The organism is Streptomyces achromogenes, from assembly GCF_030816715.1.
GTDB lineage: Bacteria > Actinomycetota > Actinomycetes > Streptomycetales > Streptomycetaceae > Streptomyces > Streptomyces achromogenes_A.
This window is the reverse complement of sequence record NZ_JAUSYH010000001.1, coordinates 8,471,260-8,483,091: the sequence shown is the minus strand read 5'-3', so window position 1 is coordinate 8,483,091 and position 11,832 is coordinate 8,471,260. Positions and strand designations below refer to the sequence as shown.

General features: G+C 74.4%; 9 protein-coding genes. 2 read left to right on the top strand and 7 right to left on the bottom strand.

Going from position 1 to position 11,832, the window contains the following annotated elements; all coding sequences use genetic code 11:
* The first annotated feature begins 4 nt into the window (after positions 1-4).
* Positions 5-1,027, top strand: a complete 1,023-nt coding sequence (locus QF032_RS37235) for a LacI family DNA-binding transcriptional regulator (RefSeq protein ID WP_306945986.1) — start codon at positions 5-7, stop codon at positions 1,025-1,027.
* Between the two features lie 81 nt (positions 1,028-1,108).
* Here QF032_RS37235 and QF032_RS37230 read toward each other — a convergent pair whose 3' ends face one another.
* The gene (locus QF032_RS37230; protein WP_307048873.1) at positions 1,109-1,444 is read right to left on the bottom strand and encodes a YnfA family protein; all 336 of its coding nucleotides are present in this window, start codon (positions 1,442-1,444) and stop codon (positions 1,109-1,111) included.
* 223 nt (positions 1,445-1,667) lie between these two features.
* Between QF032_RS37230 and QF032_RS37225 the strand changes: the two genes are divergently transcribed.
* A complete protein-coding gene (locus QF032_RS37225) occupies positions 1,668-2,855 on the top strand; it encodes a cytochrome P450 (protein WP_307059534.1) in 1,188 nt (395 codons plus the stop codon).
* 75 nt (positions 2,856-2,930) lie between these two features.
* Here the strand turns inward: QF032_RS37225 and QF032_RS37220 are convergent, their stop codons facing one another.
* From QF032_RS37220 to QF032_RS37195, 6 genes are all read right to left on the bottom strand, one after another.
* Positions 2,931-5,915 (bottom strand): poly(A) polymerase, encoded by a 2,985-nt coding sequence (locus QF032_RS37220; protein WP_307059532.1) that lies wholly within the window; start codon positions 5,913-5,915, stop codon positions 2,931-2,933.
* Positions 5,915-7,675, bottom strand: coding sequence for an RNA ligase family protein (locus QF032_RS37215; protein WP_307059530.1), 1,761 nt, complete (start codon positions 7,673-7,675; stop codon positions 5,915-5,917). The genes QF032_RS37220 and QF032_RS37215 overlap by 1 nt, the downstream gene beginning before the upstream one ends.
* A gap of 490 nt (positions 7,676-8,165) precedes the next feature.
* A complete protein-coding gene (locus QF032_RS37210) occupies positions 8,166-9,080 on the bottom strand; it encodes an amidohydrolase family protein (protein ID WP_307059528.1) in 915 nt (304 codons plus the stop codon).
* Positions 9,081-9,180: 100 nt separating this feature from the next.
* Complete coding sequence (locus tag QF032_RS37205; RefSeq protein WP_307059526.1) at positions 9,181-9,681, bottom strand: GNAT family N-acetyltransferase; 501 nt, start codon at positions 9,679-9,681, stop codon at positions 9,181-9,183.
* Between the two features lie 136 nt (positions 9,682-9,817).
* Positions 9,818-10,930, bottom strand: coding sequence for a hypothetical protein (locus QF032_RS37200; protein WP_307059524.1), 1,113 nt, complete (start codon positions 10,928-10,930; stop codon positions 9,818-9,820).
* Positions 10,931-11,009: 79 nt separating this feature from the next.
* Entirely contained in the window at positions 11,010-11,762 is a 753-nt protein-coding gene (locus QF032_RS37195) for a hypothetical protein (protein WP_307059522.1), read from the bottom strand.
* Positions 11,763-11,832: the final 70 nt, after the last annotated feature.

Genomic DNA, 11,832 nt, shown 5'->3' with positions numbered 1-11,832 from the left:
CTCCATGGCAGCCAACCGCCGCCCCACCCTGGCCGACGTCGCGCGAGAAGTCGGCGTCAGCGCCAAGACGGTCTCCCGGGTCCTCAACGAGGACGGGCCCGCCTCCGCGCAGACCAGGGAACAGGTACTGGCCGCAGTGGCCAGGCTCGGCTTCCAGCCGAACCTGATGGCCCGCAACATCCGCGTCGGAGGCCCGGACACCACCATCGGCCTGGTCATCCCCGACCTCGCCAACCCGTTCTTCGGAGCCGTGGCCCGCGCCATCGAGGACACCGTCCGCGACCGCGGACTGACCCTGCTCATGGGCTCCTCCGCGGACGACCCCGACCGCGAACGCGCCCTGACCGACAAGTTCCTGGCCCGCCGGGTCAGCATCCTGATGGTCGTCCCGTCCGTCGGCGCCGACCACTCCCACCTGAAGTCCCACCGCACGGCGGGCCTCCCCGTCATCTTCCTCGACCGTCCCGGCGTCGGGCTGGCCACGGACAGCATCGTCAGCTCCAACCGTGCCGGAGCCCACGACGGCGTCGCCCACCTCATCGCCCACGGCCACCGGCGCGTCGGCTTCGTCGGCGACCTCCCCGTGAAGCTCTACACGCGCCGCGAACGTCTGGCCGGCTACCGCTCCGCACTGGCCGAGGCCGGCATCGCCCACGACCGCGCACTCGTCGCCAACGCCCATGACCAGCGGGGCGCCGAGGAGGCGACCGCCCGGCTCCTCGGCCTGGCCGACCCGCCCACCGCGCTGTTCGCCGGCAACAACATCATGGCGCTGGGCATAGTCGCCCAACTCGCCCGCAGCGGACGCAAGGACGTCGCCGTGGTCGCCTTCGACGACGTGGCGCTCGCGGAGGCCCTCGAACCGGCGCTGACCGTGGTCGCCCAGGACGCGGAGGAACTCGGCAGGGCGGCGGCCACCACCGCGCTGAGCCGGCTCGACAGCGACCGCGCCCGCGCCCACACCATCACCGTCCCCACCCGGCTGATCGTCCGCGGCTCGGGGGAGCAGCCCGCGCCCCTGGCGTAGGACCTGTCCCGGCCGGCGCTCGGGCGGCGGCGAAGGAGCCGTGCGGCGGCCGCACCCCGGAAAGGCGCGCGGCGGTCCGGGTCAGTTCCCGCGCGGCGCGTACATCAGGACGGCCATGCCGGCCAGACAGACGAGGGCGCCGACGACGTCGTACCGGTCGGGTCGATAGCCGTCGGCGATCATGCCCCAGGCGATCGACCCGGCGACGAACACGCCACCGTAGGCGGCCAGTACACGGCCGAAGTGGGCGTCGTGCTGCAAGGTGGCGACGAAGCCGTACAGGCCGAGGGCGACGACGCCCGCGCCGGCCCAGATCCAGCCCCTGTTCTCGCGCACCCCCTGCCAGACCAGCCACGCCCCGCCGATCTCGAACAGGGCGGCGGCGAGGAACAGGACCAGGGAGCGCGCGACGGTCATGGGCGGCACTCTACGCAGCCCGCCGTCGGACTCCGGCTCCCCTTCCGCGGCGCAGCCGAACCGGGGTTTCGCGACGCTTGCGCCCGAGCAAGATCAGGAAGGTTGTCCGGCCGGCCCGGCACGAAAGGAACGTCGTCGACCACCCCTTCCCCGCGCCCAGTTCGTCGGCCATCCCCTCGTGTAGTTCGTCGACCATCCCCCCACGCACCTCCAGGAGAGACCCATGGCTGTCGTGCCCTGCGCAGAGATCGACATGTTCGCGTCCTCGGACCGAAGCATCCGCTACGAGCAGTACCGGCAGCTGCGGGAGCTGGGCGGCGTCGTCCGGCTGCGCGAACCGGACGTCTACGCGCTCACGCGGTACGACGAGGTGAAGGCCGCGCTGGCCGACCACGACACGTTCCTCTCCGGCGAGGGCGTGGGATTCGATCCCGACGTGAACCGGCTCATGCGGGGCGTCACCCTGGTCAGCGATCCGCCGGAGCACGACGTGCTGCGCTCCGTCGTCGGGGCGGGACTGCGGCCGGGCTCCGTGCAGGGCCGCGGCGAGGAGATAGCCCGCAAGGCACAGGGCCTCGTCGCCGAGGTCGTCGCCCGGGGTGCGATCGACGGCGTCGCCGAACTGGCGCAGGCGATGCCCATGTTGGTCATACCCGACTACCTCGGCCTGCCCGACAGGGGCCGTGAGCACCTCTACGAGTGGGGCCAGGTCGGCAACGACCTGCTGGGCCCGGTCACGGAACGCACCCCGCACAACATGGAGATGACGCAGCGTCTCTTCGCGTTCGCCCACGAGCTCGCGGCGAACGGCGAGCTCGCGCCCGGGAGTCCCGGGGCCGCCATGCTCGAGGCCGCCGAGCAGGGTGTCATTCCCCGGGAGAAGTGCCCGCTCCTCCTCGTCGACTTCATCGGCCCGTCGCTGGAGACCACGGCCGCCGCGATCGGCCATCTGCTCGTCGTCTTCGCCGAGCGCCCGGACCAGTGGGCCGCCCTGCGCGCCGAGCCCGGGCTCGTGGCCTCGACGATCAACGAACTCCTGCGGTTCGAGACTCCCGTGCGGGGCCTCACCCGTGTCGCCGCGCGCGACACGCGGCTCGGCGGGGTGACGATCCCGCAGGGCGCACGGGTGTGGGCCCTGTTCGCCTCCGCGAACCGTGACGAACGCAAGTGGGAGCGCGCGGACGAGTTCGACCTGCGCCGCAATCCGCGCGACCACCTCGCGTTCGGTTACGGCGCGCACGGCTGTGTCGGTCACGGCGTCGCCCGCCTCGAGCTGCACGCCCTGATCCACGCGCTGCTCGACTCCGTCGAGCGGATCGAGCTCACCGGCGACCCGGTGATCGCGCAGAACACGATCCTGAACACGTACGCCGAGGTGCCCGTCCGGCTCGTCGCGCGGAAGGCCGGCTGACCGCCCCGCGTCGACGGTGGGTGGGCGCCGCCGCGCGCAGGCCGGAAGGGAGCGCCGGTGCCCACGCCGCGGTGCTCATCGCAGCGTGGGGACCGCTCCCGCGTCGACGTGCGCCACTTCCACGCCCGGCAGACCGGTCGCCCATCGGCCGGCCATGTCCGCCAGCCGCTCCGCGCCGGGTGGCGTGCGTCCAAGCCCGATGACGTAGCGCGCGCCCGTGGGTTCCCCGTCGGACGCCGGCACCGGGGGCAACTGCCGCGGCCAGGCGTGGGCGTCTTCCACCCCCGCCTCCTCCAGCGCCGTGAGCAGCGCGCGCAGCCGTCCGCGTACCCGCCCGTTCAGCTCGTCGAAGTCCCGCGTCCGCCGCCCCCGCACGGTCACCACGGCCCATGCCGCGTGCCGCCGGTGCAGGGGCGGCGGGGACAGCAGCGCGGGCCATGGATCGGCGCCGGACCCGGCGGCTTCCTCCACCGTCTCCCAGGCCCGGTAGAGCTCGCGGCTGACCAGGTCCCGGCCGTGCGGGCCGACCTGCTCGGTGCAGGACCGCACGGGTGCGCTGGGCGTCAGCACGGTCAGGGCGTGGTGGGCCGGGTGCGCCTGTGGATTGTGGTGGTGCCGGTCGTGGTGGTTCCGGTGGTGGTGGTTCCGGTGGTGGTGATGCGTCTCTCCGGTCTCGCGCCCGTCCCCGGTGAGGCCGACCGGCTCGCGCCAGTCCCATGCCGCCCAGGTGCCGAAGAACCGTCGCAGCAACTCGTCGGGGTGCCGCACGTCGGGCGACCGACAGACCGTGTGCGCGGCGAGCACCGCCCAGGCCACGCCGGGCAGGCCGCCGAACGGCGCTCCGTCCAGGCCACGGGCCCGCGCCCACGCCTTGACGCCCCGGGCCAGCTCCGCGAAGGCCGGCAGGCGGTGCGCGCCCACGGCCGCGAGGACCGCGTCCGCGTCCGACACCGAGCTCAACGCGACCGCCGCGGCCTCGCCCAACTCGGCCCGCCGGGGCAGGGCTTCCGCCGCCGGCACCGTCCCCGTGGCGACGACCACCAGGTCCACGTCGAGGCCTTCGGCGTGGAACCGCAGTCCCGGCACGCGCGCGCCGACGACCTCGCGCATCCGTGCGGCCTGCGGCAGCGCGGCCACCACCCGCTCCCGTACCGCGGCGAGTTCCACGGCGCCGGGCAGCGCCACGACGAGGTCCAGGTCCGCTCCGGCGAGGGCGCAGCCGATGCGCCGCGAGCCCGTCAGGTGGACGACGCCCTCGCCGAGCGCGTCCGCGAGCCGCCGCACGACGTGCCGGGCCGCCGGTTCGTCGGCGGCCGGCCGGACGTCCGCGTCGGCCGGGGGCGAGGCCCAGTCCTCCCGTCCGCGGTCAGGCCGGCCGAGGTCCGGCTCGGGAAGCCACCTCACCTCGCCGGTGCCGAGGGCGACCGTGGCGCGCGGCCGCATCGGTTCGTCGCCCCGCCGGGACAGCAGGACGAGTTCGCCGACGCGGGCGGTCGTCGGCGCGAGCCGGGCCGCGCAGTCGGCGGCGACGGCGTGCGGGTCGCCGGTCCGGCCGAGGCTGAGATGCGGGGTGAATCCGTCGTGGCGTCCACGGCAGTGGGGGAATCGCCGAACGAGCGCCTGCCACAGCTCCGCCCACGGCGTCCCGTCGTCCGCCGCCGGGTCCAGCCACACGGTGGCGTCGCGCCCGTGGGCGAAGGTGTGCACTCCCTCGAGCCGTGCCGTGAACGGCTCGACCTGTGCGGCGGCCGTGGCGAGCAGCGGAACCGCCCGCTCGAAGTCGGCCTCGGGGACGAACCCGAAGAGCACGTTGACGTGCGGCGGCCAGCGCCTGATCTGCACGTCGTGGTCCCGGCGCACGTCCTGGAGCGCCGGCCACAGCTCGCCCGGCGGCACCCATGCCAGTGCCGTACGGGGCGTCGGCGCGATGTCGAGGACGTCGACGGGCGTGCCGACACCGCAGTACAGGTCGGCGGCGACCCCGTAGTGGTCGGAGACGAACAGTCCGGCAGGGGTGGGCGAGGTGCCGAGCAGCGTCGCCCCGGTCACGCGCGGGCCGTCGGCGGGGCGGACGAGGACGCGGTCGAGCCGGGAGACGCGGCCCGACAGGGAGGAGACGGCGGCGAGCGGGTTGTGGCCCGGGTCGAAGGTGGGCGAGTCGTCGTGCGGGCCGTGGGTCTCGGTCCAGGCGTCGAGCATGCCGAGCGTGCGCGCCGGGCCGGGCCCGCCGTCGTTGAAGTCGCCGACCAGGACCAGGCCGCCCGGCACGCCCGCCGATCCCTCGGCGAGCCGGGTGAGTTCGGCGCCGCGCCGGGCCGGGCCGTCCTCGGAGTGGTCGCTCGTCAGATGGGTGGCGGCCACCGTCAGCGGTCCGGCCGCGGTGTCCACGACGACGGCGGTGACGGCCTTGTGGCGGCCCAGGGCGTGCAGGGCGGCCTCCCGCACCGGGAGCCGGCTGAGCAGCAGCAGACCACAGTCGTCGACGTCCTTGCCGTAGGGGTCGGCGCCGAGGGTGTAGTGGGCCCGGACCCAGGACGCCTCCAGGAGCATGGCCAGCAGCCCCGCCTCGACCTCCTGCAGGGCGATGACGTCGGCGTCGGCGCGCTCGAGCGCCTCCAGCAGCAGCGGACGGCGCTGGGCGGTGTCGATGCGGTCGCTGTCGTAGCGGTCCCAGAGCGTGTTCCAGGTCAGCACCCGGATCCGGTCCCGGACCGGCTCCCCCCGGTCGTGCGCCGCCGGGAGCCACCGCCCGGCGAGGCCGTCCCACGCGTGCGGGGTGCGTGCCGTGAAGAAGGGCGCCCGCAGCCGCCGTGCCTCGCGGACCCGGCCGGCGCCGGAGGCGTCGACGCGGTCCACCCCCGTGGCGCGGTCCCACACGACCTCGCCGTCCGCCTCGACGAACAGCACCCGGTGCCAGGGGATCTCGCCGCCCGGCACGAACGTCGCCAGCGGCACGCGCTTGGGCGCGGCGCCCCGCTGGTGGATGCCGAACACGAACCGCGCGGGGTCGAACCGCGCGTCCCAGCACACCCGATGGTAGATCTCCTCGCTGGTACGCATCAGGCGTCCTCCCCCTCCAGTGTGCCGTCGCGGTCCTGCACGGTCCCGTCCGCGCCCACGTACCAGGTGCGGTGCGCCTCGCCGGGGTAGGGCGGCACGAAACGGCGCAGTTGCCCCGCCAGCACGTCCGACGGGACCGGATGCGCGCGGGTGGCGTTGCGCCGTCCCAGCTCGTCCTCGTCGGCGAGGACGACGACATGGGTGACCAGTGCGTCGCGCCGGCGCGCCACGGCATGGACCAGGGAACGCTGCCGCGGGTTGAGGGACGTCGCGTCCCACACCACCGTGCCGCCGGCCGCGAGCGCTGCGTCCAGCCGGTCCAGGCCGTCCCGCAGTACTGCCCCGTTGGCTTTCTGATCGGCCCGCGAGCCGCGCGCCGCACGCAGCGCGTCCAGCTCGACCCGCGCCGAGACGCCGTCGAGGCCCGCCGCGAAGGCGCTCTTGCCGCTGCCGGAGGGGCCCATGAGGTGCACCAGCCGGGGGAAGTCCCCGGCGCGCCACCGCCAGGTCGCCGCGGTGGCCTCCTCGACCGTGCGGATCCGCCCCCGCCCGTATGCCTCCCGTGCCTCCGCCCAGCAGCGGTCCGCGGCCTCGCCGCCGATCCCGTCCCGCGCCAGCGCGGCCCGCAGCCCGGACCTCAGGGGCGCGAGCGGGGCCTCGGCGAGCAGTCCCGCCTCCTCCGCGTGCAGCGCGGACCACTCCACCTGCTCGCGCGCCGCCCGATCCTCCCCCGCGACCGCCGCCGCGACGGTGTGCAGCACCCCCAGGTCGGCCGCGAAGGACATCCGTACGAGCCCGGCCCGCCGCTCCGCGTCGGGGTAGGGCCGGTGCAGCGCGGTGTGCAGGCCCACCAGGTCGGCGACGCGTCTCGCCGGCGGCAACCCCAGGGGGCCGGCTGCCCGGCGCATCAGCGACGCCCGCGGTGTGCGGTGCAGCAGCGCGGCCAGCACCCCCGCGAGACGTGCCTCCCCGCCGCGTCCCAGCGCGGCCAGCCGCGCGCCCGTCTCAGCGGCCGCGTCCGCGTCCGTGTGGGCGTCCGCGTCGTCGCCCCCCTCGCCGTGGGCCGTGCCCACTCCCACGTACCCCGCCAGTGCCCTCGCGTCCGGGTCCGCCCCGGATCGTACGGCCCACAGCGCGGCCCGTGGACCGAGCCCGTTCTCCACGACGGCCGCGTGCATCCAGTGGGTGTCCGTGGTGACGTGTCCCGGCCGTACCCACTTGGCGATCCGTCCGGCGAAGTCGTCGCGTGCGAAACCCTCGACGGTCCGTACGACGTACCCCTCCTGACGGCCGGTCTCCACCCGCAGTCGGCGCAGCGCGCGCTCGTCGAACACACCCCGCCACAGCACGGGCGGCGTCGGCACGCCGAGCGCCCGCAGGAACCGCACGGTCTCGTCCCAGCCCAGACACCGGTCGTGCTCGTCCCACACGGAGAACCCGTAGAAGTAGCCGTCCAGTTCGTCGTACGGGATGGAGTGCCGCGCGTACATGTTCTCCCCGCACACCCGCCACCCCGCCGGAATCCGCGCCCCCACCCGCCCCTGGAGCGCCTTGACCCACGTTCGCGACGGATGGTGCGCCGAGTCCACGGACCGCGCGTGCAGCCCGTCCGTGTACAGCGTCGTGTTCTCCCCGTCGAGCTTCTCGGTGACGACGACTTCCCGCCCGGCGAGCCCGCTCAGCCCGACGGCCCGCACATCGTCTGCGGACGTGCCCGGTGACCAGGGCAAATGAGGGGTTCGGGGGTAGGAGGCGCGCATGCGGGCCACTATAGGAGCGCCGAAACGCCGCGCTCCATCGGATTTGCCGGACGCCCCGAGCCGCCCGGCGGCCCGGCGAACGGCAGCGGTCTGCCGGCGATCGCACGGCGCCGGGGGCCGCCGCCGTGCCCAGCAGGGCGGACACGAGGTCGATCGGCCCGGGAGTGGCGAGGCCCAGCCCGAGGACCTTGTCGCGGCCGACGCCCGTCCCGGCCGGCACGTCGGCGACCAGTTCCGCCAAGTCCTTGACGACCTGGGCGGGCTCGACGCCGGGATGCGTGGGGCGCTTCTTGACGACCAGCGGCCTGCCCAAGCAGGTCGACCACGATGCCCGAGACCGTCTGTGGGGTGAGGCCGGTGTGCTGGGCGATCTCGACGCGGCTGACGCCGGTCAGGGCCCTGCGGAAGGGCGGCAAGCCGACCATCGACGACACCAGGTCCTACGGGTTCTCGCACCTCGCCGGTGGTTCGCACACTTCGCCGGTGATGCTCACACGGCGAACAGGCGGGCCGCGTTGTCGTGGCACACCGCCCGCAGCCACTCGTCGCCGAGGCCCAGGCGTTCCAGTGCGTGCAACTGGTGGAGGTACCGGTAGGGGATGCTGGGGAAGTCGGTGCCGAGCAGGATCCGGTCGCCGAGTGCGGCCAGGCGGGGCAGGGCCCGGCGGGGAAACGGGCTGAGCTCCTCGGCGAAGTCGGTGAACGCCATCGTCGTGTCGAGCCGCACCTCCTCGTACCGCTCCGCGAGGTCGAGGAAGTCCTCGTACTCGGGCATTCCCATGTGGGCGACGATCAGCCGCAGTCGGGGGTGTGCCGACAACACCCGCGCGATCGGCTCGGGCCCGGTGTGCTTGCCGCGCGCCGGTCCGGAGCCGCAGTGGATCACCACGGGGACCCCGGCCTCGGCCAGCAACGCCCAGGCCGGCCGCAGGAGTTCGTCCGTCGGGTCGTACGCTCCGACCTGCACGTGCGCCTTGAAGACGCGTGCCCCCGCCTCGACGGCCTCCCGGACGTACGCCTCGACGCCCGGCTCCGGATAGAGCGTGGACGTGTGCAGGCAGTCGGGGGTGCGGCGGGCGAAGTCTGCCGCCCAGCCGTTGAGCCACGGGGCCATGCCGGGCTTGTGCGGGTAGAGCATCGCGGTGAAGGCCCGCACGCCGAACTGCCGGAGCAGGGCCATCCGTTCCGCCTCGTCCCGCCGGTAGGTGATGGGCCACTCCAGCCCGCCCGTCAGGGGCCCGACCCCGTCGAAGTAGTCCCACACCTTGCGCAGGACGCGCTCGGGCATGAAGTGCGTGTGCACGTCGACCAGCCCGGGAAGGCCGAGCCGCCCCCAGAAGCGACGGATCTCGTCGGCCTCGCCGTGCGGCGGCACGTCACTCATGGCACCTCGATGATCGTTCATGTCGCCCACGATCGACCCCGGTGAGGCGACCGGTCCACTCCTTCGCGCCGACGGCCCGTGAGGCATCCGCCACCTGCCGCACATCCAAGGCGGTGGCCATTCACACGGCGCGCTCCATGCACACCAGCCGGTCCCGCTCGTCCCAGGACTCGGTGACGGCGAAGCCGAACCGTTCGTACAGGGCGACGGCCCCGGTCCGCCAGGCCCACACCGACAGCCGCAGGACGCCCACGCCGTTCTCCGCGGCATGCGCGAGCGCCGCGCGGAGCAGGCCGGACGCGACGCCCCGGCCGCGGACCGCCGGGTCCGTCCAGAGTCTCTTGATCTCGGACCCCCCGTCGACGGGAGCCGTCACCACCAGGCAGCCCACCGCGGCGTCCCCGATCACCGCCACGAGCACGACGTCGGCGGCGAACACCGTCCGCGGGTCCGCTATCTCCCTTCGGTAGCGCTCCGGCAACGCGTCCACGTCGGCGACGGCCGCACCCTTCTCCGCCTCCGTCCGCAGGTGGTAGGCGGCGAGCAGCGCGGCCGGCCCGTCGTCCGCGGAAAGCGTCGGGCCGGGCCAGCGGACAACGGAAACCTCGCCTCGATCAGTCATGGCGCCAGCATCACACGACGGCGGCCGGACTCACTCCTGACCCCCCACGGTCCGATATGGGGCCCGCCCTTCCCCGGCCCTCGCGGGCCCGCCCTTCCCGGCCCGCCCCTCCCTGGCCCGTTCGCCGCAGGGCCGCTCAGACGACGTCGTCCGCCGCGGACGGGTGCACGTAGCCGCTCTCGGCAGGGCTCTCGTCGAAGGGGGTGAACCACGACCTGAACGCCAGCGGCGCGGCCCTCGGGCCGGCGCCGGCGGCGGCCCCCTCGTCGACGCCCAGGGCGTCGTCGTAGAGCCACTGGTGGTCCATGCCCTCGTACACCCGGTCGGCGAACGCGTCGAGAGCGGCCGACACGTCGGCGTCCAGGAGCCCGTACAGCTCCAGCGTCGAGGCCGTCTCGTTCAGGAGCAACCGCAGGGCGAGCCCCTCGGCCACGCAGCTGAGCCGCTGGAAGGAGCCGTCGGTGAAGCGGGTGGTCAGGGCGATCACGGTCACCAGGAAGCGGCGCGCGAAGCGGGCGTCGTACTGGAGGGCGTAGCGGTCGGGAAGGTGCTCGAGGTGCCACAACGGACCTTCGCACTCGGCGACGGCCACATCCTCCTGGGTGAGGACCTGGAGGTCTTCGAACAGTTCGTCCACCAGGATGTCGGTCGCGTAGAGAAGGGCTCCGGCGGCGAGTGCGGCAACTCCCCCCTCGTCCGCCTCGTCCGCGCCGGTCGCGCCGAACGTCGCAGGAGGGAACGACCGCAGCGCTTCGGCCAGCCGGAGCATCTGCGTTCGGACGGCCGCGGCCTCCGTCTTCGCGTCGTCGCCCTTCGCCGGGCCTTCGCCCGACGGGCCGGCGGTGTGCCGGGCCTTCCGGGCGGCCGGGTCGTCGGGCGGGGCATCGGGGCCCTCGGCCGCCTCGAGGCTCTCCTTGGCGAGATCCTGGTGGAGTTCGACCTCGCACCGCTCGATCGTCCAGTCGGCCAGCAGCGCGGAGCGCTCCAGCAGTTCGTCCACGAGCGCCTGCACGGTGTCCTCGGCGAACTCCAGGGCCGGAGCGTCCACGATCACTTTCAGCAGGGCGCCGCCCGGGTGGACGGCCACGATGGTGTCGAGCAGGACGACTTCCACCCCCTCCGGTCCCTTGACGGACCTCACTGCGGCGAATCCGTCCTCGATGAGCGCCACGGCGCCGGCGCGTTGCAGCGGGTCCATCTCCGGAGTGCCCTCCGGGATGCAGGTGTCCACGGTCACTACGTACGTCACGGCCCCGAGCCTGTCAGAGAGCCGCGCCGCGCGGGGCACGGGCCACCCCCCGAAGAGCGGGCACGCCGTCGGGCGCCGGTCAGTACCGGCTTCTGAACAGCGCCCGGTCGCCGCCGGACCGGCCGGTCATGGCCGCCGCGGCGAGCCGGTCGGCGAAGCGACGGTAGGCCGCGTACTGCACCTCGGACAGGTCGGTGCGGGAAGTCGTCGTCGCCTGCGCGAGGGCTTCGGTGAGCACGTCGGTGTCGTCGTCGGCAGCGAGGGACAGGACCGCGACGGTCCGCTCCACCGTGCCCCGGTAGTCGCCCGGCGAGGCGACCCCGTGGACGTCGGCCGATCCGTCGGGACGCCTCGTCACCACGAGCGAGGGCATCGCCCTGGCCCCGGCGCGTACGGCGCGTCGTACGCGTCCGAGGGCGCGCGGATCGTCCTCGGCGACGGTGACGGCGTGCAGTGGGATCAGCGGTCTGCCGTCGGGGGCGCGCAGTGGGCCGCGGCGGGTGGGCACCGCCCGTTCGTCGTGCAGGAGCGCGCGGCAGCGCAGGGCCGGCGGGAGGGCGTGGTGGACGCGGGCCCAGGCATCGAGAGCGGCCGGGGCGTCGAGCCCGGTCAGGTTCTCCAGCCCGGGCGGCCGGGCGGGCGCGATGTCCTCGCCCACGCCGTGCCTGCGGGCCGCCCAGGCCGCGTGGAGGGGCGCGAGCAGCAGGTCGTGCGTCATGAAGAAGTCCCACAGCCACTCGGGGTCCTGCGGGAGCAGACGGACCGTCGTGACGCCGGCGCCGGGGACGGCGCCGGCCCCGGACCGGGCGGGAAGGCGGAGTGCGGCGGGCATGGCGGTCCTCCCGGAGGGTGGCGGGGACGGCGACCCCGCCCAATGTCGTCACTTTGACGATATCGGGTGT